A 23,025-nucleotide genomic window follows, 5' to 3' on the forward strand; every position below is an offset into this window, starting at 1 on the left:
ATGGTACTGCGACCGGGAGGTCGTGGGAGAGTAGGACGTCGCCGGACATTCACACTGTTAAGGGCCACCCCACACCGGGGTGGCCCTTAACATTTGTGGGGGCCGGAGCACCGCGTCCGACCCTGTACTTTTGTCTGTTGAGCGCAACACCTACGCACGACCGTTAGGAGTCACCGTGGCTACGCCACCTCGTAACCCCCGTCCCGGCTCGGGTGATCGCCGTGGTTCGTCCGGCGTCGCCGGCCGTCCCGGTCGAGCAGGCGGTGGGCGTTCCGACTCCACTGGCCGAGGCCGCTCCGGCTCCGGCAACTCAGGCTCGAGCGGTTCTGGCTCCTCTGGTGGCTCGGGCTACCGGGGTGCATCGGGTCGTGGAGACGGTCCGCGCGCAGGTGGGCCGCGCTCCAGTGGTGCGCCGCGTTCCGGCGGAGCTCCTCGTACGGGTGGAGGTCCCCGCAGCGGGGGCGCTCCTCGTACGGGTGGAAGCAGTGCACCGCGTGACGGTGAGAACCGGCGTGGGTTCGCCGGCTCCCGTGGGGACGACAAGGCGGAGAGGGACCCCTTCAAGGGACAGCTCTCCGGTGACTCGCGTGACGACCGCGGTGGGTACCGCGGCCGGCGCGACGACGAAGGCTTCCGTCGCGATCGGCGTGACGACCGCGGCGGCTCACGCGACGACCGCGGCGGTTACCGCTCGAACGACCGTGACGACCGTGGAGGCTCCCGCGAGGGTGGCTACCGGCGTGACGACCGCAGCGGCTACCAGCGCGATGACCGCAGTGGGCAGCGCTCCGGCGGGTTCCAGCGGGACGACCGCGGGGGCGAGCGCTCCGGCGGTTACCAGCGCGATGACCGTGGTGCGCCGCGCTCGGGTGGGTTCCAGCGCGACGACCGTGGTGGGCAGCGTTCCGGTGGGTTCCAGCGGGATGACCGTGGATCCCGTGGGGGCGAGCGGTCCGGCGGTTACTCGCGGGACGACCGTGGCGGTTCGCGCGGTGGTGAGCGGTCTGGTGGGTTCTCGCGGGACGACCGTGGGGCCCGTGGCGGTGAGCGGTCCGGTGGGTTCCGGCGGGAAGAGCGCGGTGGGCGCGATCAGCGCGGTACCGGGACGCCCCGTCCGAACGAGCGGGTTGCCGGGCGTCGGGACGTTCGCGGCCGCGACGACCGGCGTAACGACCGTCGGGACGAGGAGAAGGCCGGTCCGCGTCGGGACGATCCGAAGATTCCGGAAGGGATCACCGGGGCCGAGCTCGACCGCGGCGTCAAGGCGGAGCTGCGGTCGTTGCCGCGCAGCCTGGCCGACCTGGTCGCGCAGCACTTGGTCGCGTCCGGCCGGTTCCTCGACGACGAGCCGGAGCTCGCCTACCAGCACGCTCGCGTCGCCCGCCGGCTCGCCGCGCGTCTCGGTGGGGTCCGCGAAGCGGTCGCCATCACGGCGTACCTGGCTGAGCACTACGACGAGGCGCTGACCGAGTTCCGCGCCGTACGGCGGATGACCGGTAACCACGAGGTGCTGGCGATGATGGCCGACTGCGAGCGCGCGCTCGGCCGCCCGGAGAAGGCGCTCGCGCTGTCCCGGGAGCCGATCGTCCTGCAGCTCGAGGAGTCCACCCAGATCGAGATGCTGATCGTGGCCGCCGGCGCCCGGCGCGACATGGGCCAGACCGCCGCCGCGATCCAGACCCTCGAGGTGCCGGAGCTGACCAAGCGGACCCGCGCCGACTGGCTGCCGCGCCTGCGGTACGCGTACGCCGACGCGCTGGCCGAGGCCGGCCGGACCGACGACGCGCTGATCTGGTTCCACCGCGCCGCCGGTGCCGACCAGGACGGCTCCACGGGAGCCGCTGAGCGCGCCGCCGAACTCGAGGGCCTGCACTTCACCGACCTCGACGACGAGGACGACGAAGACACCATCATCGAGGTCACCGACGAGGACGAGACCGACGAGGTCGACTCGGAAGACGACACCGACGAGGACGACGCCGACGAGGACCTCGACGCCGAGGACGACAAGAAGGACTAGTACGAACCGGAAGGGCCCGACGCCGACGCGTCGGGCCCTTTCGCGTTCAGTCGAGCGTGCGGAACAGCAGCCCCACCCGCGGCTTCGGACCGAACGACGTCGCCTTCTGCGGCAGCACGATCCCCCGGACAGCCGACTGCAGCACCTGGTCCAGCCGCGGTGCCACAAGCTCCACAGCGGCCTGTGACGGCCCAGCCAGGGCCAGCGCGTCCGCCAGGGCGTGGTGGAACGTCACCTCGTCCACAGGTACGCCCCACGCAGGCAGCAGCTCCTCGTGCAGCAGTGACACTGTCGGCTCCACCCGGTGCGCAGTAGAGCGCAGCGTGACCCACGACGACCCGTCAGACACCGCCACCCGGTCCGGTACGCCGTCCACTCGCCCCGGGAGCACCTCCCAGCTGTCCGGCGTACGGCGCTCTACTGTCTCCAGCGACAGACCAGGTACGACGCGGTGGATCGGGTCGAGCGTCAGCGGGTGCCGGTCGTTGTCGACGAGCATGGCGAGCCCCACCGCGCTCCCGGGCCGGTGCGGCTCCCGGCGGGCCCGCTCCAGGTACGCCGCGTACCGGTGGTGGCCGTCGGCGATCAGCGCCTCGTGCGTGGCCAGCTCGGCGGCGATCATCGCCAACTGCTCCGGGTCGTCGATCCGCCAGATCCGGTGATGCGCGCCGTTCTCCGTCTCGGCCACCAGCCACGGCCTACCGGACCGGGCCGCGTCGACGGCATCACTGGCCGCGCCGCCACCGCCGTACGCGAGCAGGATCGGCTCCAGATCGGCGTCGGTGGCAACCATCAGCTCGAACCGGTCGTCCACCCACTGCGGCATCACGTCCTCGTGCGGCAGCACCACCCGGCGCTCCGGGTCGAGGCCCAGCGCACCGACCAGTCCGCACAGCACAGCGCCGCGGAACTTCTGCTCGTAGACGTACAGCGCGGGCCTGCTGTCCTGCACCACGATCCCCGCCTGCTGCCAGTCGACCAGGCGGCGCGCTGCACCGTCGTACCGGCTGGAACCGAGTTCAGGGTCGCGTGGAAGGATGAGCCTCACCATGTTGTGCAGATCAGAGTCAGTCAGCCGCCGGACCAGCGCCGGTTCCAGCACGTCGTACGGCGGCGACGTGACCGCACCCAGCGCACTCACCTTGCCCGCGACGAACCGCCACGCGCGCAGCGGCTCGAGGCGCAGGGTGGCGTCAGACATGGGCCGCATCGTACGGGGGGACAGATGACGGACGAACGCGAATCACCCGCACCACTGTCCGCTTGTGACGAACCGCTCGCCACTCGGTACGACGTGGCGCTGCTCGATCTCGACGGGGTCGTCTACGTCGGGCCCGATCCGGTCCCGGACGCGCCCGAGAACCTGCGGAAAGCGGCCAAGGAAGGGCTGCGGATCGGCTACATCACCAACAACGCGAGCCGGCCGGCCTCGGTGGTCGCCGAGCACCTCGCGTCGTTCGGGCTGGACGTGATCGCCGAGGACGTCGTCACGTCCGCGCAGGCGGCCGCGAAGCTGATCGCCGAGGAGTTCCCGGAGGGGTCGCCGGTGCTCGTCGTCGGGGGTGAGGGGCTGACCTCGGCGCTGGAGGAGTACGGGATGCGGCCGGTGCGGTCGAGCGACGCGCACCCGGTTGCTGTCGCGCAGGGCTTTCATCCCGATGTGAGCTGGGTGATGCTCGCGGACGGCGCGCACGCGATCAACGAGGGCGCGAAGTGGTACGCCACCAACCTCGACCTGACGATCCCGACCGCCGGCGGGATGGCGCCCGGGAACGGGACCTTGGTGCAGGCGATCCGGGCTGCTGTCGAGGTCGATCCGGTGGTCGCCGGCAAGCCCGAGCCGCCGCTGCTGGAGACGAGCATCGAGCGGCTGAAGGCGAAGAAGCCGCTGATGATCGGGGATCGGCTCGACTCGGACATCGCCGGGGCGCACGCCGTGGGGATCGCGAGCCTCTGGGTGGCGACCGGGGTGCACGACGCGCACGACCTCGCGCGGGCGCCGAAGGACCAGCGGCCGACGTACATCGCTCCTGACCTGAGCGCTCTGGCGCAGAAGCAGCCCGGGGTGAAGGTCGAGGGCGCCAAGCACACCTGCGGCGGGTGGATCGCCGAGGTCGTCAGCGGCGCTGTGTCGGTGAAGGGCGAGGGCGAGCCGTACGACGGGCTGCGGGCGATCCTGTCGGCGGTGTGGACGGCGACCGACGAGCCGGCGAAGACCGCCAAGCCGACCGCGAAGGCGGTTGGCCGCGGCCGACGCCCACTGCCGAAGCCGGGCCCCGCCCTCGGCTCGATCGCCATCGACGCCGCCCTCCACCGCGTAGGCCTCGACAAGTAACCCCCGCCCCCGCCCCCGCCTCGCCGAGCCTGCAGTCGGGGGCTTGAACAGGAAATCGGGGGTGGGGACTGGGTATTTCCTGTCCGCTGCCTCGGTTCGGTGTCCGAGGGGCCGGGATTCGGGTGTGGCGGAGGGCGTCCAGGCTGGTGTTGCGGGGGTGGCGCGATACCGTTGCGGGGACGACGCGAGGAGGCAGACATGGTGATGGACGCACTGCGCGGCTACGTACAGCTGGCGAACGGGCTGACCGAGGTGACTCGGCAGCGGGCGCAACAGGCGGCGAAAGCGCTGCTCCAGCAGACCGGGGCCGACGCGCTGACGTCCGGGCTGACCACCAAGGTCACCGACCTGGCCGACGAGATCGTTGCCACCAGCAAGAGCAACCGCCAGCTGCTGCAGGCGATCGTGGCCAACGAGGTCGAGGGCGCGGTGTCGCGGCTCGGGTTCGTGCGCACCGAGGAGGTCGGCGTACTGAGTCGGCGCGTGGACAAGCTGGAGAAGGAGCTCGCCGAGGCGCGGGCCGCGGCGGAGTCGGCGGCGGTGGCCGGATCTGCCGCCGCGACCGCAGCCGGTACGGCGGCAGCGGCAGCCGAGAAGGCCACGCCGTTGAAGAAGCCGGCGGTGCGCAAGAGCGCGCCGAAGAAGCCCGCGCCGGTCGCGAACAAGACGGCCGGCCCGGCGAAGAAGACGGCCAAGAAGGCTCCGGCGAAGAAGGCGTGAAGTGACCGAACACCCCGGTGAGCAGGTGCGGCCCGCGTTCGACCCCGACGTCGAACCCGGTTTCGACCCTGACCCCACGGAGCGCCCGGCCCCCGACTACGACACCGAGCCGGAACCCGAGGACACCGAACAAACCTTCGCGGCGTCGCTGGAGTCGGCCGACGAGGCTGAACGCCGCGCGGAGGCGGAGTTCCAGGCGGAGCTGGACGCCGAGGAGGCCGAGCGCCGAGCCGAGGCCGAGTTGCTCGCCGAGCTGGAGGCGGAGGAGGCAGCCGCTACGCAGCCTGCGGACCGGTCCGAATCTGCACCGGCTGAGCGGCCGGCACCGTCCGCGGAGCTGGGTGCAGCCGCCCCTACGCAGTCGGCTTCACCAGACCCCGCCGCACCTAGCCCGGCCGCACCTGCTGCATTCACACCCCGCCCGACGCCGCCTGCGGTGCCTGGCTTCCAGCTGACGTCCGCGGACGGTACGCCGATCGCGGCCGCGCCGTACCAGCCCCCAGCTGAGCCGGAGGCGGATGAGGCCGAACGGCGCGCGGAGGCGGAGTTCCAGGCGGAGCTGGAAGCTGAGGAGGCCGAGCGCCGAGCCGAGGCGGAGCTGCTCGCCGAGCTGGAGGCCGAAGAAGCCGCTGGCACGCAGTCCACACCCCCGAGCCCGCCGTCCCCGAGCCCGGCAGCGCCTGCTGCGTTCACTCCCCGCCCGGCCCCGCCTGCGGTGCCTGGGTTCCAGTTGACGTCCGCCGACGGTACGCCGGTGCAGCCTGCTGCCCCGACCCCGGCTGCACCTGCTGCGTTCACTCCCCGCGCGACGCCGCCTGCGGTGCCCGGCTTTCAGCTGACGTCGGCGGACGGTACGCCGGTGCCGGCCGAGGAGTCGGAGGCGGACGAGGCCGAGCGCCGCGCTGAAGCTGAGCTGATGGCTGAGTTGGAGGCGGAGGAAGCTGCCAACCGGCAGACGTCGCCGTCGCCGAGTCCGGCAGCACCTGCTGCGTTCACGCCGCGGCCTGCGCCGCCGGCACCGGCGGGTGGGTTTGCGCCTCGGCCTGGTGCTCCGGCTGGTGGGCCGCCTCGGACTGCGGCTCCTCAGGGAGCGCCGGGGCAGCCGAGCGGGGCCTCGCCTCGGCCTGCGCCGCCAGTGCAGGCGGGGCAACCGGGTGAGTTCAGCTCGCGGCCGGCTCAGCCGGTGCAGCGGGAGGAGGTCTTCGAGGGCGACTCTCATCCGCTCGTCGAGGAGACCATGGCTCGGTTGGACGGGCTTCGGGATCTTCCCGTCGGCGAGCACGCTGAGGTTTACGCCGAGCTGCATGAGCGGTTGCAGGCGGCCTTGGTGGAGGCGGACGCTGAGTCGGGCGACCGGGGCTGACTGGGAAGTGGCCAAGGGAGGCGTCAAGCGGTCTCGGCTGGATGCGGAGTTGGTGCGCAGGGGGCTGGCTCGGTCGCGGGAGCATGCGAGTGAGCTGGTCGCGGCGGGGAAGGTGAAGGTCGCGGGGACCGTGGCGACCAAGCCGGCGACAGGTGTGGGAGCGGACGCGGCGATTCTGGTGGATACGTCGGAGAGTGACGATCCGGGGTATGCGAGTCGTGGGGCGCACAAACTGATCGGCGCCTTGGAGGCGTTCAGCGGCGTACAGGTGAAGGGTCGGCGGTGCCTCGATGCGGGCGCTTCGACCGGTGGGTTCACCGACGTGTTGCTGCGGAACGACGCCGGGAGCGTGATCGCGGTCGACGTCGGGTACGGCCAGCTGGTGTGGGCGTTGCAGACCGACGAGCGGGTGACCGTGATGGATCGGACCAACGTCCGGACGCTGACCCTCGAGGACATCGGCGGGGAGCCGGTTGATCTGGTCGTGAGCGATCTGAGTTTCATCTCGCTGACGATCGTGATGCCGGCGCTGCTCGGCGTCGTCAAGGAGGACGGCGATCTGGTGCTGATGGTGAAGCCGCAGTTCGAGGTCGGCAAGGAGCGGCTCGGGAAGGGCGGCGTCGTGCGCGACCCCGAGTTGCGGGCGGACGCCGTACGCGGGGTGGCCGCGAAGGCCGCCGGGCTGGGGTGGGGTGTGCAGGGGGTGGCGGCGAGTCCGTTGCCGGGGCCGTCGGGAAATGTGGAGTACTTCCTGTGGATACGGCGTTCCGCACCGCCACTCGATGAGACGATGCTCCAGAACGCCGTCGAGAACGGTCCCCAGTGATCCGGAAAGCAGGTCCGCGTGGTTGAGCCGGTTGTCACCGAGCCGCGGCGCGTCCTGCTGGTCACGCACACCGGGCGTGATCAGGCGGTCGAGGTCGCCCGCGAGGCGCACCGGCTGCTGACCGCGGCCGGGATCGTCGTGCGGCTGGTCGGCGCGGAGGCCGCCGAGCTCGACCTGCAGCCGGTGGAGATCTCCGACGACCCGGACCAGGCGGCCCAGGACGTCGAGCTGATCATCGTGCTCGGTGGTGACGGCTCGATCCTGCGCGGCGCCGAGCTGGCCCGCCCGCACGGTACGCCGGTGCTCGGCGTCAATCTCGGCCACGTCGGCTTCCTCGCCGAGGCCGAGGTGGAGGACCTGGAGCGGATCGTCGAGGTCGTGGTCGATCGCAACTACACGGTCGAGGAGCGGATGACGCTCGCCGTCGACGTGTACGTCGGTGACGACCTGATCTTCGACACCTGGGCGCTGAACGAGGCCAGTGTCGAGAAGGCCGCGCGGGAGAAGATGCTCGAGGTGCTGGTCGAGGTCGACGGGCGCCCGCTCTCGCGCTGGGGCTGCGACGGCGTCGTCCTGGCCACACCGACCGGCAGTACGGCGTACGCGTTCTCCGCCGGTGGGCCGATCGTCTGGCCGGACGTCGAGGCGATCCTGCTGGTCCCGCTGAGCGCGCACGCACTGTTCTCGCGCCCGATCGTCGTCGCGCCGAACTCGCAGGTCATGGTCGAGCTGATCGCGGCCTGGCACGGTCGCGGCGTGCTGTGGTGCGACGGCCGGCGGATGGTCGAGGTGCCGCCGGGCGCCCGGATCCAGGTCCGTCGCGGCAAGACACCGGTCCGGCTGGCCCGCGCGCACGAGGCACCGTTCACCGACCGTTTGGTGGCCAAGTTCGACCTTCCTGTGCTGGGATGGCGCGGCGCCGCCGAACACCGCCGTAAGAAGTCCGCTCAAGAGGAGATCTAGGCAGATGCTCTCGGAGATCCGCATCACCGGGCTGGGCGTGATCGAGGACGCGACGCTGGACCTCGATCCGGGGTTCACCGCGGTCACCGGCGAGACCGGCGCGGGCAAGACGATGGTCGTGACCGGGGTGAACATGCTGCTCGGCGGTCGCGCCGACAGCGGCCTGGTGCGGCACGGCGTACGCCGGGCGCGGGTCGAGGGCCGGGCCAGCGCGGTGCCGCGGTCGATCGTGCAGCAGGCCGAGGACCGTGGCGGGGAGCTGGACGACGACGAGCTGCTGATCGCGCGCGAGCTGTCGTCGGAGGGCCGCTCCCGGGCGTTCCTCGGCGGCGCATCCGTCCCCGTATCGGTGCTGGGCGAGGTCTCCGGCGACCTGGTCGCGATCCACGGCCAGGCCGACCAGTGGCGGCTGCTCCAGCCGGCGCGGCAGCGGGAGACGCTGGACACCTTCGCGGGCAAGCCCGTGCTGGCTCCGCTCGGCGAGTACGCGACGGCGTACCGGCGGCATCGTGAGGTCGAGGCCGAGCTGACCGAGCTGACGACGCGGCAGCGCGACCGGCTCGCCGAGGCCGACCTGCTGCGCTTCGGGCTGGACGAGATCGCCAAGGCCGAGCCGTTGCCCGGTGAGGACGCGGAGCTGGCCGCCGAGGAGGGCAGGCTCGCGTACGCCGACGGCCTGCGCACCGCGGCGACGACAGCGGCCGAGGCGCTGGCTTCCGAGGATCTCGACTCGACGCGGCCGGGTGACGTGCTGGGTCTGCTGTCGCTGGCCAAGCAGGTCCTCGACGGCGAGCGGGAGCACGACGCCAAGCTGGCCGAGCTGGCCGACCGTGCGGGCGAGCTCGGGTACTTGGCGGCCGACCTGGCCGGCGAGCTTTCGTCGTACGTCGCTGACGTCGACACCGACCCCGCGCGGCTGGCCGTGGTCAGCGAGCGCCGCAGCCTGCTGACCGGCCTGGTGCGTAAGTACGGCGACGCCGAGGGCACGGTCGACGAGGTGATCGAGTGGGCGAAGCGGTCCGCCGAGCGCCTGATCGAGCTGGACGGCAGCGACGAGCGCGTCGAGCAGTTGACCGCCGAGCGCGCCGAGCTGCAGGTGCAGCTGACGGAGCTGGGCGGCAAGATCGGCGCGGCCCGCCGGGAGGCGGCCGAGCGGCTCGGTGTCGCGGTGTCCGAGGAGCTGACCGGGCTGGCGATGCCGCACGCGACGCTGACCGTCGAGGTGCACGAGACGCAACCGGGCCCGTACGGCGCGGACGAGATCGAGTTCTGCTTCGCGGCGAACCCGGGCAGCCCGGCCCGCCCGCTGCAGAAGGCGGCGTCCGGCGGCGAGCTGTCCCGGGTGATGCTGGCGCTCGAGGTGATCCTGTCCGACACCCACCCGGTGCCGACGCTGGTCTTCGACGAGATCGACGCCGGGATCGGCGGCCGGGCCGCGGTCGAGGTCGGCAAGCGGCTGGCCCGGCTGGCCGAGAAGGCGCAGGTCATCGTGGTCACCCACCTGCCGCAGGTGGCCGCGTTCGCGGACCGTCACGCCGTCGTACTGAAGAGTGACGACGGGTCGGTGACCACCAGCGGTCTGGTCGCCCTCGACGACGACGCCCGGCTCAAGGAGCTGTCGCGGATGATGGCCGGCCTGGAGAACTCCGACGCCGCCCAGGCGCACGCCGAGGAGCTGCTCGCGCTGGCTGCGGAGCGTCGCACCAAACCGAAGCGGAAGAAGCGCTGAGCGCTCCGTCAAAGGAATGATTTAACGCTACGTCACCCGGGTACCTGTCGCTGGATGCCCGCAAAAGGCGAGCGGGGGGCTCTTGACATGGCAGGATGAGAGCGCGATGAAACTGCCCAGCCTGCGTAGAGCACGCCCCACCGAGCTGCCCGGGATCGCCGGAGTGGTCCGGCTGGACCGGCGTACCAAGAATCTCACCAAACGGCTGAAGCCGGGCGAGGTCGCCGTCATCGACCATGTCGACCTGGACCGGGTCAGCGCCGAGGCGCTGGTCGACTGCCAGGTCGCGGCGGTGGTGAACGTCGCCGACTCGATCAGCGGCCGGTACCCGAACCTCGGTCCGGAGATCCTGGTCGAGGCCGGGATCCCATTGGTCGACGGGGTCGGCCGCGAGGTCTTCTCGGTCCTGCACGAAGGCGAGCGGGTCCGCCTGCACGACGGCGTCCTGTACCGCGGTGAGGAAGTCGTCGCGAAGGGTGTCACCCAGGACAGCCAGACCGTCGCGCAGCTGATGGACGACGCCCGCGCCGGGCTGTCGACTCAGCTCGAGGCGTTCACGGCGAACACCCTGGAGTACCTGCGCCGCGAGCGCGACCTGCTGCTCGACGGCGTCGGCGTACCGGCTGTGCACACCGCGATGGACGGCAAGCACGTGCTGATCGTCGTCCGCGGCTACGACTACCGCGAGGACCTGGTCGCGCTGCGGCCCTACATCCGCGAGTACCGGCCGGTCCTGATCGGGGTCGACGGCGGCGCCGACGCTCTGGTCGAGAACGGCTACGTCCCGGACCTGATCGTCGGCGACATGGACTCGGTCAAGGACGAGACGCTGAAGTGCGGCGCCGAGGTGGTCGTGCACGCCTACCGTGACGGCCGCGCGCCGGGCTCGGAGCGGCTGGAGCGGCTGGGGGTGGACTCGATCGAGTTCCCGGCGGCCGGGACCAGCGAGGACGTCGCGATGCTGCTGGCCGACTCCAAGGGCGCGTCGCTGATCGTCGCGGTCGGCACGCACAACTCGCTGGTCGAGTTCCTGGACAAGGGACGCGCCGGGATGGCCAGCACGTTCATCACCCGGTTGCGCGTCGGTGCCAAGCTGGTGGACGCCAAGGGCGTCGGCCGGCTCTACCGCAGCCGCGTCTCCACCTTCCAGATGGTCGCGCTGATCGTGTCCGGACTGTTCGCGCTCGGGGTGGCCATGGTCGCCATCGGGGCCGACGACATCCTGTGGTCGATCCTGCGGGCGCGCTGGAACGAAATCTACTTCCACATCCGGGAGCTGTTCACGTGATCGACTTTCGCTACCACATCGTCTCGATCGTGGCGATCTTCTTCGCCCTCGGAGCCGGCGTGGTACTCGGCGCCGGCCCGCTGAAGGGCACCGCCTCGCAGGTCGTCGCGGACCAGGCCGACCGGGACCGCCAGGCCCTGGAGCAGGCGCGCGCCGACGCGATCCAGGCCAAGTCGCTGGACAAGTACCGCGACGACTACGTGGCCAAGGTGACCGCGGGGCTGACCGACGGCAAGCTGGCCGGTCAGAAGATCGCGATCGTCACCGTGCCGAACGCCGACGGTGACATGACCAACGCGCTGCAGGAGTCGATCGAGAAGGCCGGCGCGCAGGTCACCACCCGGGTCGCGCTGGACGCCAAGCTGTTCGACCAGGGCCAGCGCCAGCTGATCGAGCCGCTGGTGAACGAGCTGGTCACCCCGGACATCACCTTCCCGGCCGACAGCAACACCTACCAGCGGGCCGGCCTGATCCTGGCCCGCGGCGTGCTCGCCCACGACAACACCAAGACCTTCGACGCGGAGTCGACCAAGATCCTCAGCGGGCTGACCGACTCCAAGCTGGTCTCGGTGAAGCCGACCCCGAAGGACCGGGCCAACCTGGTCGTCGTGGTGGCCGCGAAGCCGCCGACGCCGGTGCCGGACAACTCGTCGTACACCGACACCGTCGACTTCGTCGAGGGCCTCGACCTGGGCAGCTCGGGCGCGGTCGTCGCGGGCGTACCGGAGAGCGCGCAGAACGGCGGCATGCTGAAGGCCTTGCGCGGCGACAACGACGCCACCAAGATCGTCTCCTCGGTGGACGTCGCGAACATGCCGAGCGGCCAGGCCACGGTCGTCTTCGCCCTGGTCGAGCAGGCCGGCGGCAAGGCCGGCCAGTACGGCGGGGTCGACGCGAAGAACGGTGTCGCACCGCCCGCGGTGCAGGCGAAGGAGAACTGATGGGTCTGCTCGGAGCGGTCGTCGCGGCCGCGGCCACCGCGGGGCTGGAGCGTGCCGCGGCGAAGCTGCCGAAGGAGCAGCGGGCCCCGTTCGAGCGGACGAACCACCGCGGCGAGACGGTCACGCTGCTGGAGGGACCGGTCGCCGTACTGGGTGCTTTGGCGGGTGTCGCCGCCGGCTCCGGCAGTGGCCGGGTCAAGGCGGCCGCGCTGGTGGCCGGTGCGGTGTCGGGCGCTGTCGGCGCGTACGACGATCTCGCCGGAGCGACCGAAACCAAGGGGTTTCGCGGTCACCTGTCGGCGTTGAAGCGCGGCGAGGTGACGAGCGGCGCGGTGAAGATCCTCGGCGTCGGTGCGGCCGGGCTGGCCGCGGCGGCGTTGCTGCCGCGCAAGTCGTCGGGTGTGGGTGCGATTGTCGAGGTTGTCGCTGACGGTGCGTTGATCGCCGGTACGGCGAACCTGGCGAACCTGCTGGACTTGCGGCCGGGGCGCGCGTTGAAGGCTGTGACCGCGGTGAGTGCGCCGGTTGCTTTGACCGGGCCTGCGGGAGCAGTTGTCGGTGCTGCGGTGGCCTCCGCTCCGTCGGACCTCGGCGAGCGCTCGATGCTCGGCGACTGCGGCGCGAACGGACTCGGCGCGATCACCGGTACGGCGCTGGCGGCGTCGCTGCCGCGGCCGCTGAAGGTGCTCGCGCTCGGCGCGGTCGTCGCGCTGAACCTGGCCAGCGAGAAGGTCAGCTTCACCAAGGTGATCGCGGGCAACCCGACGCTCGACAAGATCGACCAGTGGGGCCGACGGCCCCGGTGAGCGGCTCGGTCTCGCCGGCTCGATCCCGGTGAGCGCCGGGGGCCGGATCGCTCGCGCCGCGCTCCTGGTCGCGGGCGTCACGGTGCTGGCGCGCGTCGTCGGGTTCGGGCGGTGGCTGGTCTTCTCGAAGACTGTCGGCGCCGGCTGCTTGGCTGAGGCCTACGCGACGGCCAACCAACTCCCCAACGTCCTGTTCGAAGTGGTCGTCGGCGGTGCGCTGGCCGGTGCCGTCATCCCGATCCTCGCCGGGCCGGTGGCGCGCGGTGACAAGGCCGCCCAGGGCCGGATCGTCAGCGCGCTGCTGACCTGGTCGCTGATCCTGCTGGCGCCGGTCGCCTTGCTGGCTTGGCTTCTGGCCTCGCAGTACACGGCGGCGATGCTCGACTCCGACGACTGCGCCTCTGCTACGACGGCCACCCGGATGCTGGTGATCTTCGTCCCGCAGATCTTCGGCTACGCGATCGCCGTGGTGTGCACGGCCGTTCTCCAGTCCCACAAGCGTTTCGCGGCCGGTGCGCTCGCGCCGCTGATCTCCAGCCTGGTCGTCGTCGCCACCTACCTGGTGTTCGCCGTCGAGGCACCGGTCGCCGACCAGGCCTCGCGCGGTGCGGCCGACCTGCTCGCCTGGGGGACCACAGCAGGCGTTCTGGCGCTGGCGCTCACCGTGCTGATCCCCATGCTCCTGCTGCGGTTGCCGCTGCGCCCGACGCTCCGGCTCGACCCAGGGGTCGGCCCGGTGCTGCGGAAGCTCGCCATGGCCGGCCTCGCCGTACTGGTCGCCCAGCAGTTCGCCTTCCTCGTCACCACCTACCTGGCCAACCACCGCGGCGTACCGGGCAGCATCGCCGTCTACACCTGGGCCAACGCGGTCTACCTCCTCCCGTACGCCGTACTGGCGGTGCCGATCACCACAGCGGTGTTCCCCAGGCTGGCTGCGGCTTTCGAGGCGAAGGACGAGGCAGGCTTTGCCCTGTTCACCTCAACCTCCACGCGCGCCGTCATGCTCGCCGGAGGCGCCGGCGCTGCCCTGCTGGTCGGTACGGCGATCCCGGTGGCCCGGATCTTCGCGTACGACGACGGCCGCGTGCAGGAAGCCCAGGCGACGTCGCTGGCACAGGGCCTGGTTGCGTTCGCTCCGGCGATCATCGGGTTCGCCGTGCTGATGCACGCGGGCCGCGTGCTCTACGCCCGCCACACCGGCCGGGCGGTCGCGCTGGTGACAGGCGGCGCCTGGCTGCTCGTGGCGATCGCTGGACTGGTGCTGACGCTGCGCTGGGACGCCGTACCGGCTCTGGCTGCTGCCATGTCGGTGGGGATGCTCGCCGGCGCAGTTGTCCTGCTGCTGGTGTTGCAGCGGGTTGCTGGAGCTGGTGTGCTGCAGGGGTTGTCCCGCGCGACTGTGGCCGCTGTGATCGGCGCTGCTCTGGCCGGTGCGGCGGGCTGGGTCGTGTCGCTGCCGGCTGATGACGGCGGCTGGGGGAGTGCGCTGCTGTTCGCCGTACTGTCCGGGCTCGCTGTCGTGATCGTGTACGCCGCGGTCGCCGTACTGGTCGACCGTCCGGACGCCAGGGCGCTGCTGCGCCGGGGCGTCCCAACCGTGGTGGAGGAGAAGCAATGAGGATCGGCCTGCTGCTGGCGGAGTCGCGCGGAGGGATCGGCCAGCACGTCGCCTCACTGGTCCCGCGCTACCTGGCAGCCGGTCACGAGGTCGTCGTCTGCGCACCGCCCGGCACGGCCGAGCACTTCGACTTCGGCGACGCAACTGTCGTCGGGACCGCGGTAGGCCTGCGGGGCTCCGATCTGGTCCACGCGCACGGGTACCGGGCGGGCATGGCCGCGCTGCGCGACCGGTCCCACCTGCGGCCGCTGGTGGTCACCTGGCACAACGCGGTGATCGCGCCAGGCCCCCGTGGCCTGGTGATGCGCCTGGGACAGCGTCTGGTGGCCCGTGGCGCCGACTTGACGCTCGGTGCGTCCACTGACCTGGTCGAGCTCGCCAGGCGCCTAGGAGCCCGCCAGGCGCGCCTGGCGCCGGTAGCGGCTCCAGCCATGCCGGAGATCCGTACGCCCTCCGCTGCCGTCCGCGAGGAGCTGGGGATCGGTGACGCGCCGCTGGTGCTCACCGTGGGTCGCCTGGCACCGCAGAAGGACTACCCGACGTTGCTGTCGGTAGCGGCCGAGGTGGCGAAGACCGAACCCGGTGTGGTGTTCGCCGTGGTCGGCGACGGGCCGCTCCGGGACAACCTGCAGGCGCGGATCGACGTCGAGAGCCTGCCGGTCCGGCTGCTCGGGCACCGCGACGACGTGGCCGACCTGCTCGGCGCGGCCGACGTCTTCCTGCTCACCTCGCACTGGGAGGCCCGGGCGCTGGTGCTGCAGGAGGCGCTGCAGGCCGGCGTACCGGTGGTGGCGACGGCGGTCGGCGGCGTACCGGAGCTGGTCGGGGACGCCGCGGTGCTGGTCTTTCCCGGCGACACGCGCGGGCTCGCGGACGGCGTACGGAAACTTCTTTCCGAACCGGAAACGGCTGCTGCGAGGCGGGCAGAAGGCCTTCAGTTGGCCGCCGGATGGCCGGACGAGGACGCCGTGGCGAAGAATCTTCTCGACATCTACGCGGGGCTCGTCGCGACCACTGCTTGACAGCAGGTAGGCTGAAGGCCCGTGGACAGGGCTTCGAATTCCCAGCAGACCAAGCACGTATTCGTCACCGGCGGCGTGGCCTCCAGTCTCGGCAAGGGGCTGACAGCGTCCAGCCTCGGCAGTCTGCTGACGGCACGGGGCATCCGGGTGACCATGCAGAAGCTGGATCCGTACCTCAACGTGGATCCCGGCACCATGAACCCGTTCCAGCACGGCGAGGTGTTCGTCACCAACGACGGCGCCGAGACCGACCTGGACATCGGTCACTACGAGCGCTTCCTCGACCGCGACCTGTCGCAGGTCGCGAACGTCACCACCGGGCAGATCTACAGCTCGGTGATCGCCAAGGAGCGGCGCGGTGAGTACCTGGGCGACACCGTCCAGGTGATCCCGCACATCACCAACGAGATCAAGGACCGGATGCTGGCGATGGCCGGCCCGGACGTCGACGTGGTGCTGCACGAGATCGGCGGCACCGTCGGCGACATCGAGTCGCTGCCGTTCCTCGAGGCCGCCCGCCAGGTCCGGCACGACGTCGGCCGCGACAACGTGTTCTTCCTGCACATCTCGCTGGTGCCCTACATGGCGCCGAGCGGTGAGCTGAAGACCAAGCCGACCCAGCACTCGGTGGCCGCGCTGCGCTCGATCGGTATCCAGCCCGACGCGATCGTCTGCCGCGCCGACCGGCCGATCCCGGACGCGGTCAAGCGCAAGATCTCGCTGATGTGCGACGTCGACGTCGAGGCCGTGGTGGCCGCCGTCGACTCGCCGAGCATCTACGACATCCCGAAGGTGCTGCACTCCGAGGCGCTCGACGCGTACGTCGTACGGCGGCTGAACCTGCCGTTCCGCGACGTCGACTGGACCCGCTGGGACGAGCTGCTCCGGGTCGTCCACCACCCGAAGGACCAGGTCACGGTCGCGCTGGTCGGCAAGTACATCGACCTGCCGGACGCGTACCTGTCGGTCGCCGAGGCGCTGCGCGCCGGTGGCTTCGACAACGACGCCAAGGTGAAGCTGCGCTGGATCGCCTCCGACGAGGCCGCCACCCCGGAGGCCGCGGCGAAGCTGCTCGGCGACGTGGACGCGGTCTGCATCCCCGGTGGGTTCGGGGTGCGCGGGATCGAGGGCAAGATCGGCGCGATCCGGTACGCCCGCGAGGCGCGGATCCCGATCCTCGGGCTCTGCCTGGGGCTGCAGTGCATGGTGATCGAGGTCGCCCGCGACCTGGCCGGCCTGGACGAGGCGAACTCCAGCGAGTTCGACCCGGACGCCGCGCAGCCGGTGGTCGCGACGATGGAGGAGCAGAAGCACATCGTCTCCGGCTCCGGTGACCTCGGCGGCACGATGCGGCTCGGCCTCTACCCGGCGAACCTGGCCGACGGGTCGATCGTCCGCGACCTGTACGGCGCTCCGTCGGTGCAGGAGCGGCACCGGCACCGCTACGAGGTCAACAACGCCTACCGGGACAAGCTGGAGACCGCCGGGCTGGTGTTCTCCGGGCTGTCGCCGGACAACGAGCTGGTCGAGTTCATCGAGCTGGACCGCGACAAGCACCCGTTCTTCGTGGCCACCCAGGCGCACCCGGAGCTGCGGTCGCGGCCGACCAAGCCGCACCCGCTGTTCTCCGGGCTGATCGCCGCCGCTCTGGTCCGGCAGCGCGAGTCCCGGCTGCCGGTCGAGGAGGTCCCCGCGGCCGCCAAGGAGGTCAAGGAGCCGGTGAAGGCCGGCGCCGCGAAGGCCAAGACCCGATGACGCAGTCCGGTACGCCGGACGCGGCGGGGGAGCAGGCCGAGCTGCGGTTCGGGGCCGGGCTGGTCGACGTGCCGACCTCCTGGTCGGTCAGCTCGTCGGAGACCGTGCACGCCACCGGTCGCGTCATCTCCGTACGGCGGGACCAGGTGGTCCCGCCTGCCGGTGGCGAGCCGTTCACGCGGGACGTCGTGGTGCACCCGGGCGCGGTCGGCGTGGTCGCGCTCGACGAGAACCACCGGATGCTGCTGGTTCGCCAGTACCGGCACCCGGTCGGCTACCGCCTGCTGGAGCCGCCCGCTGGGCTGCTCGACGTACAGGGTGAGGCGTACCGGATCGGTGCCGAGCGGGAGCTGTGGGAGGAGGCGGCGACGAAGGCCGCCGACTGGCGGGTCCTGGTGGACGCGTTCACCTCACCGGGCCTGACGACCGAGGCGGTCCGGATCTTCCTGGCGCGTGAGCTGTCGGCGGCCGACGAGGTATACGACCGGCTGCACGAGGAAGCCGACATGGAGACGGTGTGGGCGCCGCTCGAGGACGTCGTGAAGGCGGCGCTCGCGGGGGATCTGCACAACCCGATCCTGGTGATGGGCTCGCTGGCCGCCTGGGCAGCACTCAACGGCGACGGCTTCGACGCGCTCCGCCCAGCAGATTCGCCCTGGCCCGCGAAGGACCGCTGAGCCCGCGCCCGCGGTACGACGGTCGAGCTCCCGCCCGCGCGTAGCCCGCGCACTGCGCGGCCGAGTTAGTGGCGGACCTCCGGGAGTCGTCGGCAACGAGCGCAGCACCTCGCCCGTCGGCAGGCTTCCCGGAGGCCCGCTCTCGTGTTCGAGTATATGTTCGAATACTCCGCGAGCGCAAGTCAGCTCGGCCGCCGGCACGAGTACGCCACGGCGTCCCGCCCGATCCGCGTCACGATCAGCGTCGCGCTCTCAGAACCCTTCGGCGAAAGCCTCTTCCGCAGCACCGCCGGATCGAGATCGACGCCACGCTTCTTGATCTCCAGTGTCCCGATCCCGTTCGCCCGCACCCACGACTTCAGCGCTTTCTCCTTGTAGGGCAGCGTTTCGATCACCTCGTACGCCGACGCGAACGGCGTCTCGACCAGGAACGGCCCGGTCACGTAGGCGATCCGCGGGTCCAGCAACCACCCGTCCACCTCAGCGGCCACCGCAGTGACCAGCCCGGCGCGCACGACCGCGCCGTCCGGTTCGTAGATGTACTGGCCGACCGGCCCGACCTCAGCCTCCGGCGCTTCGGCAACGGATGCGCCACTCGGCAGCAGCGTCGCCCGGCGCGCAGCACCGCCGTACAGCTTGCCGGACCAGAGCGCTGCCTCCTTGACCTCGCCGGCGTCGCTCACCCACTCCGCCTCGACCCCCTCCGGTATGGCGTCGTGCGGGATCCCCGGCGCGACCTTCACGCACGCGGTGCCCTCCAGCAGCGAGGTGATGAACGACCAGGGCGGCGAGTACGCGTTGTGGTCGAACACCCGGCGGCCATCAGCCCGTCGAGCCGGATCCGCGAAGACCACCTCGTACGGCGTGAGGTCCTGCTCCTCCGCGTCACCGAGCAGCACCTCGCCGGGCAACCCCAACGCAGACAGGTTCGCGGCAGCGGCAGCAGCTGTCGCCGGGTCGCGCTCGACGCCGGTGACTCGCAGGCCGGCGCGCGCTGCACTGATGAGGTCGCCGCCGATGCCACAGCCGAGGTCGATCACTGAGCTGCCGGGTAGCGCCGAGGCGATCCGCTCGGAGCGGTGTGCGGCGACCGCTGTCCTGGTGGACTGCTCCAGGCCGTCCGGCGTGAAGTACATCCGGGCCGCGTCGTCCGCGCCGAACTTGGCGACCGCCCGGTGCCGCAGCGACGCCTGGGTGACCGCGGCGGTGACCACCTCCGCGTCGTACCGGCGGCGGAGCTTCTCGACCAGCTGCAGCTCGCCGCCAGGGCTGTACGACGCGCAGGCTTCGGCCAGGACGTCGGAGCCCGGTGGGGCGAGCAGGGCGGCGATCGAGTGGGGTGTCACGCGCTCATTCTGCGCTGACGGCTCACAGCGAGCTGTAGCAGCCGCTGCTCCAGATGCGCTTGGCCAGGTGGTAGAGCCGCCAGTTCATCGCCGAGCGGGTCGCTGGGCCGTAGATGCCGTCAGCTGCGAGCTTGTGCCGTTGCTGCACCTGCTTGACGACCGCACGGGTGTTGCTGCCGTATACGCCGTCGACGGTGAGCTTGGAGCCGTAGCAGTAGTTCAGGTTCCGCTGGAGCGTGCGGATCGCGGTGTCCGGGTCGCCGAACGTCTCGTTGCCGCGCTGCGGGTCGTCGCCGTACATGAGGTTGCAGCGGGTGCTGCTGCTTTCCCAGACCGACGGTGCTGGTACGCCCCAGCCAGCGCTCCCGACCGGAACCAGCCGAGCGCTCCGGCACTGCTCCAGCGCAGCGGCCGCAGCAGCAGCCCGTACGCCGAGGTCAGCAGCCGGCCCGGCCACCTGCTCAGGCGCCGGCTCGGGCGCTGCCGCCGCCGGTCCACCTGCACCCTGCGGTGCGTCGGCGGAGTGACCACCGCCGGCAGCAACGCCCACGGCGATCGGGCTGATCACCAGCGCGGCGATCGCGACCAGGGCCTTGCCGGACGGCTTGCGCACCGTGAAGGGCAGTCTCATGTGGGCTCCTTGTCTCCACACAGAACGGTCCCACGTCGTACCGCCCAGGCCCAGACCCTGGTCGCAGAAAGTACGGGCCGGGTTACAGCGGGCTGTAGCAGGCGTCGCTGGACAGGCCGAGCTTCGGGTTCCAGAGCCGCCAGTTCATCGCCGAGCGGGTGGCCGGGCCGTAGATGCCGTCGGCGGTGAGCCCGTGGCGGCGCTGGACCGCGGCGACGGCCGCCTCCGTCCTGGCGCCGTACCGGCCGTCGACTGTGAGCTTGGAGCCGTAGCAGTAGTTCAGGTTGCGCTGGAGGGTCTTGATCGCCGTCTCCGGGTCGCCGAACGGGTTGCGCGGGTCGCGGTGCGGCAGGTCACCGGGCTTCAGGTTGCAGACGGTGCTGCTCTCCTCCCAGATCGACAGCGCCGGTACGGTCCAGCCCGCGCTGTTGACGGTTTTGTTGTAGACCTGCTGGCACTGGGTCAGCGCCTGTGTCCCGGCCGACGCGCTGGACGCGACGAAGGTCAGCGGGACGGCGGCGACGGCGGCGGCGGTGAGCACGACGGCGGTACGGCGGGCGGTGACGTGACGCCGGAACCGGCGGAGATCGGACATGGTGACTTCCCTCCCGTGGGGGCCCGCTGGGCGGGGCCCTGTGCCGAGTGAGACGGCCTGGCGGCACGCGAAGGTTGAGTCATGGTTCGGGTCGGCGTGTTCGCCGTGGGCCGAGTTCTGGCACTCGAGTTGACCGAGTGCTAATCGCGGCCTAGATTCGGTGTTGGCACTCTCCATGCGAGGGTGCCAGCGGCCCCGGCCCCTGACCCCCGCGACGGCAGGCGGCGGGACGGCCGTCCTGATGCACTGTGAATCATCAAGAACTCGACCGTGGAGGTCAGCAAGTGTCGGTCACGATCAAGCCGCTCGAGGACCGCGTCCTCGTTGCGCCGCTCGAAGCCGAGCAGACCACGAAGTCCGGCCTGGTGATCCCGGACACCGCCAAGGAGAAGCCGCAGGAGGGCGAGGTCCTCGCCACCGGCCCCGGCCGCATCGACGACAACGGCAACCGCGTCCCGCTGGACGTCGCCGTCGGCGACAAGGTCATCTACTCCAAGTACGGCGGCACCGAGGTCAAGTACGACGGCCAGGACTACCTGATCCTGGGCGCCCGCGACATCCTCGCCGTCGTCAGCAAGTGACGACTGCTCAGAGTTTCTGACTGACACCGCCCCGGTGCCGAACACCGGCGCCGGGGCGGAGTCGGTCCAGAACCGGCTGGGCCATTGAACGCAAGAATTCAGAGAGGGACTGGTTTTTCCATGCCGAAGATCCTCGAGTTCGACGAGAACGCGCGGCGCGCCCTGGAGCGTGGCGTCGACAAGCTCGCGAACACGGTGAAGGTGACGCTGGGGCCGAAGGGCCGCTACGTCGTGCTGGACAAGAAGTGGGGCGCCCCGACCATCACCAACGACGGTGTCACCGTCGCCCGTGAGGTCGAGCTGGACGACCCGTTCGAGAACCTTGGCGCGCAGCTGGCCAAGGAGGTGGCCACCAAGACCAACGACATCGCCGGTGACGGGACCACCACCGCCACGGTGCTGGCGCAGGCGCTGGTGCACGAGGGCCTGCGGGCCGTCGCCGCCGGGGTCAACCCGATGGGCCTGAAGAAGGGCATCGAGGCCGCCGTCGAGGCCGTGTCGGCCCGGCTGGTCGAGACCGCCCGTCCGGTCGACGACAAGGGCGACATGGCCCACGTCGCCACCATCTCCGCCCGGGACGCCGAGATCGGCGGCCTGATCGCGGACGCCTTCGACAAGGTCGGCAAGGACGGTGTGATCACCGTCGAGGAGAGCAACACCTTCGGCACCGAGCTCGAGTTCACCGAGGGCATGCAGTTCGACAAGGGCTTCATCTCGCCGTACTTCATCACCGACGCCGAGGCCGGCGAAGCGGTGCTGGACGACCCGTACATCCTGATCAACCAGGGCAAGATCTCCGCCGTCGCGGACCTGCTGCCGCTGCTGGAGAAGGTCGTGCAGTCGGGCAAGACGCTGCTGATCATCGCCGAGGACGTCGAGGCCGAGGCGCTGTCGACCCTGGTGGTCAACAAGATCCGCGGCAACTTCACCTCCGTGGCCGTCAAGGCGCCGGGCTTCGGTGACCGCCGCAAGGCGATGCTGGAGGACCTGGCCGCGCTGACCGGCGCGCAGGTGATCGCTCCCGAGGTCGGGCTGAAGCTCGACCAGGTCGGCCTCGAGGTGCTCGGCACCGCGCGCCGGATCGTCGTCAGCAAGGACAACACCACCGTTGTCGAGGGCGCCGGCAAGACCGACGAGATCGAGGCCCGGGTCAACCAGATCAAGGCCGAGATCGAGCGCACCGACTCCGACTGGGACCGCGAGAAGCTGCAGGAGCGGCTGGCCAAGCTGGCCGGTGGCGTCTGCGTGATCAAGGTCGGCGCGGCCACCGAGGTCGAGCTCAAGGAGAAGAAGCACCGCATCGAGGACGCCGTCTCGGCGACCCGTGCGGCGATCGAGGAGGGCATCGTCGCCGGTGGCGGCTCCGCTCTCGTCCACGCCGCCTCGGTGCTGGAGGACGGCCTGGGCCTGGAGGGCGACGAGCTCGCCGGTGTCCGGATCGTCAAGAAGTCGGTCGTCGAGCCGCTGCGCTGGATCGCCGAGAACGGCGGCAACGAGGGCTACGTCGTCACCGCCAAGGTCGCGGAGCTCGAGGTCGGCAGCGGCTTCAACGCCGCCACCGGTGAGTACGGCGACCTGCTCGCGCAGGGTGTTCTCGACCCGGTCAAGGTGACCCGTTCCGCGCTGGCCAACGCCGGCTCGATCGCGGCCCTGCTCCTCACCACGGAGACCCTGGTCGTCGACAAGCCCGAGGAAGAGGAGCCCGCCGCCGCCGGTCACGGCCACGGTCACGGTCACTGATTCCTCCGTACCACCGCAGTACCTGGTAGTACCGAACTGCCCGGCTGGTCCTCGGACCGGCCGGGCAGT

The 23,025-nt window shown here is 71.0% G+C and carries 21 protein-coding genes; 16 read left to right on the top strand and 5 right to left on the bottom strand.

Translation table 11 applies throughout. The annotated features are described in order from the left end of the window. Nucleotides 1-664 precede the first annotated feature (664 nt). Nucleotides 665-1,315 (bottom strand): hypothetical protein, encoded by a 651-nt coding sequence (locus ACZ6Z4_RS21035; protein WP_465566832.1) that lies wholly within the window; start codon nucleotides 1,313-1,315, stop codon nucleotides 665-667. Here ACZ6Z4_RS21035 and ACZ6Z4_RS21040 point away from each other — a divergent pair. Continuing rightward, the gene (locus tag ACZ6Z4_RS21040; RefSeq protein WP_465566835.1) at nucleotides 1,280-2,020 is read left to right on the top strand and encodes a hypothetical protein; all 741 of its coding nucleotides are present in this window, start codon (nucleotides 1,280-1,282) and stop codon (nucleotides 2,018-2,020) included. The genes ACZ6Z4_RS21035 and ACZ6Z4_RS21040 overlap by 36 nt on opposite strands. Nucleotides 2,021-2,066: 46 nt before the next feature. Here ACZ6Z4_RS21040 and ACZ6Z4_RS21045 read toward each other — a convergent pair whose 3' ends face one another. Continuing rightward, nucleotides 2,067-3,221 (bottom strand): DUF1015 domain-containing protein, encoded by a 1,155-nt coding sequence (locus tag ACZ6Z4_RS21045; RefSeq protein WP_465566838.1) that lies wholly within the window; start codon nucleotides 3,219-3,221, stop codon nucleotides 2,067-2,069. Nucleotides 3,222-3,245: 24 nt separating this feature from the next. Between ACZ6Z4_RS21045 and ACZ6Z4_RS21050 the strand changes: the two genes are divergently transcribed. The 13 genes from ACZ6Z4_RS21050 (at nucleotide 3,246) to ACZ6Z4_RS21110 (ending at nucleotide 18,063) form a co-directional block, all read left to right on the top strand. Continuing rightward, the gene (locus ACZ6Z4_RS21050) at nucleotides 3,246-4,355 is read left to right on the top strand and encodes an HAD-IIA family hydrolase (RefSeq protein ID WP_465566841.1); all 1,110 of its coding nucleotides are present in this window, start codon (nucleotides 3,246-3,248) and stop codon (nucleotides 4,353-4,355) included. A 198-nt stretch (nucleotides 4,356-4,553) separates the two neighbouring features. Then, complete coding sequence (locus ACZ6Z4_RS21055) at nucleotides 4,554-5,075, top strand: phasin family protein (protein WP_465566845.1); 522 nt, start codon at nucleotides 4,554-4,556, stop codon at nucleotides 5,073-5,075. Nucleotide 5,076: 1 nt separating this feature from the next. Continuing rightward, the gene (locus ACZ6Z4_RS21060; protein WP_465566848.1) at nucleotides 5,077-6,438 is read left to right on the top strand and encodes a hypothetical protein; all 1,362 of its coding nucleotides are present in this window, start codon (nucleotides 5,077-5,079) and stop codon (nucleotides 6,436-6,438) included. 7 nt (nucleotides 6,439-6,445) lie between these two features. After that, nucleotides 6,446-7,264 (top strand): TlyA family RNA methyltransferase, encoded by an 819-nt coding sequence (locus tag ACZ6Z4_RS21065; protein ID WP_465566851.1) that lies wholly within the window; start codon nucleotides 6,446-6,448, stop codon nucleotides 7,262-7,264. Between the two features lie 18 nt (nucleotides 7,265-7,282). Next, nucleotides 7,283-8,227 (top strand): NAD kinase, encoded by a 945-nt coding sequence (locus ACZ6Z4_RS21070; RefSeq protein WP_465566854.1) that lies wholly within the window; start codon nucleotides 7,283-7,285, stop codon nucleotides 8,225-8,227. A gap of 4 nt (nucleotides 8,228-8,231) precedes the next feature. Continuing rightward, nucleotides 8,232-9,956, top strand: coding sequence for a DNA repair protein RecN (recN, locus tag ACZ6Z4_RS21075; protein WP_465566856.1), 1,725 nt, complete (start codon nucleotides 8,232-8,234; stop codon nucleotides 9,954-9,956). 106 nt (nucleotides 9,957-10,062) lie between these two features. Continuing rightward, entirely contained in the window at nucleotides 10,063-11,244 is a 1,182-nt protein-coding gene (gene steA / locus ACZ6Z4_RS21080) for a putative cytokinetic ring protein SteA (protein ID WP_363666145.1), read from the top strand. Further along, entirely contained in the window at nucleotides 11,241-12,185 is a 945-nt protein-coding gene (locus ACZ6Z4_RS21085) for a copper transporter (protein ID WP_465566859.1), read from the top strand. Before steA ends, ACZ6Z4_RS21085 begins: the two co-directional genes overlap by 4 nt. Beyond that, nucleotides 12,185-12,991 carry a hypothetical protein gene (locus ACZ6Z4_RS21090; protein WP_465566862.1) on the top strand — a complete coding sequence of 269 codons (807 nt, stop codon included), beginning with the start codon at nucleotides 12,185-12,187 and terminating at the stop codon, nucleotides 12,989-12,991. Before ACZ6Z4_RS21085 ends, ACZ6Z4_RS21090 begins: the two co-directional genes overlap by 1 nt. Nucleotides 12,992-13,019: 28 nt before the next feature. Continuing rightward, nucleotides 13,020-14,609 (top strand): murein biosynthesis integral membrane protein MurJ, encoded by a 1,590-nt coding sequence (gene murJ / locus ACZ6Z4_RS21095; RefSeq protein ID WP_465566864.1) that lies wholly within the window; start codon nucleotides 13,020-13,022, stop codon nucleotides 14,607-14,609. Next, on the top strand, nucleotides 14,606-15,631 hold the full coding sequence (locus ACZ6Z4_RS21100; protein WP_465566867.1) for a glycosyltransferase family 4 protein: 1,026 nt from the start codon (nucleotides 14,606-14,608) through the stop codon (nucleotides 15,629-15,631). The genes murJ and ACZ6Z4_RS21100 overlap by 4 nt, the downstream gene beginning before the upstream one ends. Nucleotides 15,632-15,652: 21 nt before the next feature. Further along, nucleotides 15,653-17,386 carry a CTP synthase gene (locus tag ACZ6Z4_RS21105; RefSeq protein ID WP_465566870.1) on the top strand — a complete coding sequence of 578 codons (1,734 nt, stop codon included), beginning with the start codon at nucleotides 15,653-15,655 and terminating at the stop codon, nucleotides 17,384-17,386. After that, the gene (locus ACZ6Z4_RS21110; protein WP_465566873.1) at nucleotides 17,383-18,063 is read left to right on the top strand and encodes an NUDIX domain-containing protein; all 681 of its coding nucleotides are present in this window, start codon (nucleotides 17,383-17,385) and stop codon (nucleotides 18,061-18,063) included. Before ACZ6Z4_RS21105 ends, ACZ6Z4_RS21110 begins: the two co-directional genes overlap by 4 nt. Nucleotides 18,064-18,245: 182 nt before the next feature. On the opposite strand, the gene ACZ6Z4_RS21115 is transcribed toward ACZ6Z4_RS21110, so the two are convergent. The 3 genes from ACZ6Z4_RS21115 to ACZ6Z4_RS21125 all read right to left on the bottom strand — a co-directional run bounded on the left by ACZ6Z4_RS21115 (nucleotide 18,246) and on the right by ACZ6Z4_RS21125 (nucleotide 20,635). Further along, entirely contained in the window at nucleotides 18,246-19,409 is a 1,164-nt protein-coding gene (locus ACZ6Z4_RS21115; protein WP_465566876.1) for a class I SAM-dependent methyltransferase, read from the bottom strand. A 22-nt stretch (nucleotides 19,410-19,431) separates the two neighbouring features. Beyond that, the gene (locus tag ACZ6Z4_RS21120) at nucleotides 19,432-20,040 is read right to left on the bottom strand and encodes a peptidoglycan-binding domain-containing protein (protein WP_465566879.1); all 609 of its coding nucleotides are present in this window, start codon (nucleotides 20,038-20,040) and stop codon (nucleotides 19,432-19,434) included. 82 nt (nucleotides 20,041-20,122) lie between these two features. Beyond that, the gene (locus ACZ6Z4_RS21125; RefSeq protein WP_465566882.1) at nucleotides 20,123-20,635 is read right to left on the bottom strand and encodes a peptidoglycan-binding domain-containing protein; all 513 of its coding nucleotides are present in this window, start codon (nucleotides 20,633-20,635) and stop codon (nucleotides 20,123-20,125) included. A 284-nt stretch (nucleotides 20,636-20,919) separates the two neighbouring features. Between ACZ6Z4_RS21125 and groES the strand changes: the two genes are divergently transcribed. Then, a complete protein-coding gene (gene groES, locus ACZ6Z4_RS21130) occupies nucleotides 20,920-21,216 on the top strand; it encodes a co-chaperone GroES (protein WP_184798551.1) in 297 nt (98 codons plus the stop codon). Between the two features lie 120 nt (nucleotides 21,217-21,336). Continuing rightward, nucleotides 21,337-22,956 (top strand): chaperonin GroEL, encoded by a 1,620-nt coding sequence (groL, locus tag ACZ6Z4_RS21135; RefSeq protein WP_465566886.1) that lies wholly within the window; start codon nucleotides 21,337-21,339, stop codon nucleotides 22,954-22,956. The last annotated feature ends 69 nt before the right edge of the window (nucleotides 22,957-23,025 follow it).

Source organism: Kribbella sp. NPDC104740, assembly GCF_055583505.1.

What these genes read in the sequence shown, in the direction of transcription:
- ACZ6Z4_RS21045 (WP_465566838.1), bottom strand. Translation starts at nt 3,221, where the DNA reads ATGTCTGACGCCACCCTGCGCCTCGAGCCGCTGCGCGCGTGGCGGTTC.
- ACZ6Z4_RS21050 (WP_465566841.1), top strand. Translation starts at nt 3,246, where the DNA reads ATGACGGACGAACGCGAATCACCCGCACCACTGTCCGCTTGTGACGAA.
- ACZ6Z4_RS21055 (WP_465566845.1), top strand. Translation starts at nt 4,554, where the DNA reads ATGGTGATGGACGCACTGCGCGGCTACGTACAGCTGGCGAACGGGCTG.
- recN (WP_465566856.1), top strand. Translation starts at nt 8,232, where the DNA reads ATGCTCTCGGAGATCCGCATCACCGGGCTGGGCGTGATCGAGGACGCG.
- steA (WP_363666145.1), top strand. Translation starts at nt 10,063, where the DNA reads ATGAAACTGCCCAGCCTGCGTAGAGCACGCCCCACCGAGCTGCCCGGG.
- ACZ6Z4_RS21090 (WP_465566862.1), top strand. Translation starts at nt 12,185, where the DNA reads ATGGGTCTGCTCGGAGCGGTCGTCGCGGCCGCGGCCACCGCGGGGCTG.
- ACZ6Z4_RS21100 (WP_465566867.1), top strand. Translation starts at nt 14,606, where the DNA reads ATGAGGATCGGCCTGCTGCTGGCGGAGTCGCGCGGAGGGATCGGCCAG.
- ACZ6Z4_RS21110 (WP_465566873.1), top strand. Translation starts at nt 17,383, where the DNA reads ATGACGCAGTCCGGTACGCCGGACGCGGCGGGGGAGCAGGCCGAGCTG.
- ACZ6Z4_RS21120 (WP_465566879.1), bottom strand. Translation starts at nt 20,040, where the DNA reads ATGAGACTGCCCTTCACGGTGCGCAAGCCGTCCGGCAAGGCCCTGGTC.
- ACZ6Z4_RS21125 (WP_465566882.1), bottom strand. Translation starts at nt 20,635, where the DNA reads ATGTCCGATCTCCGCCGGTTCCGGCGTCACGTCACCGCCCGCCGTACC.
- groL (WP_465566886.1), top strand. Translation starts at nt 21,337, where the DNA reads ATGCCGAAGATCCTCGAGTTCGACGAGAACGCGCGGCGCGCCCTGGAG.